Annotated in this window: 1 protein-coding gene and 1 pseudogene; both read left to right on the forward strand. The window is 74.1% G+C overall.

The genetic code is table 11. From position 1 onward, the window contains the following. Nucleotides 1-289, forward strand: a pseudogene (locus NS354_RS12860) (spermine synthase); the annotation flags it as partial. Nucleotides 290-293: 4 nt separating this feature from the next. After that, a partial coding sequence (locus tag NS354_RS12865; RefSeq protein ID WP_193750788.1) for a SprT-like domain-containing protein occupies nt 294-564 on the forward strand: 271 nt, incomplete at its 3' end.

Consider the following 564-nt stretch of genomic DNA (forward strand, 5'->3'; position numbering starts at 1 on the left):
CGTGCGCGGGCAGGCGGCGACCCTGTCGAGCCTCTTCGCCTCCACCGCCGCCGTGGCCGAACCGCAGGTGCTGAAGGGCCGCCGCTTCGGCAACGTCGTGTTCATCGCCTCCGACACCGACCTGGAATCCCTCGACTGGCTTCCACGGCTGCTCGCGGGCGGCCCCCACCCGGCCCGCATGGTCGTCGGCGCCGAGTTCGACGAGCTCGTGCGCAGCGCCGCCCCCGTCACCGATGCGACGGCCGTCGACTCCCCCGAGCCGGCGCGGGCGCTCTTCGAGCGGGGCTGACGGGATGGCGGATCTCGCACGCGTGCGCGTCTGGGCGGAGGCGCTCATCGCGATGCACCTGAGCGCCCCCGATGCGTCCGGCGCTCCCCCGGCGGAGCGCTGGACGTTCGCGTTCGACCACGCCAAGAAGCGCGCCGGGCTCTGCAACTACACCGACCGGCGCATCACGGTGTCGCGCTACCTCGCCGAGAAGTTCGCGGACGACGAGATCCATCAGGTGCTGCTGCACGAGGTGGCGCACGCGCTCGCGGGGCCCGCCGCCGCGCACGGCCCCC

The organism is Leucobacter chromiiresistens, from assembly GCF_001477055.1.
Taxonomy (GTDB): Bacteria; Actinomycetota; Actinomycetes; order Actinomycetales; family Microbacteriaceae; genus Leucobacter; species Leucobacter chromiiresistens_A.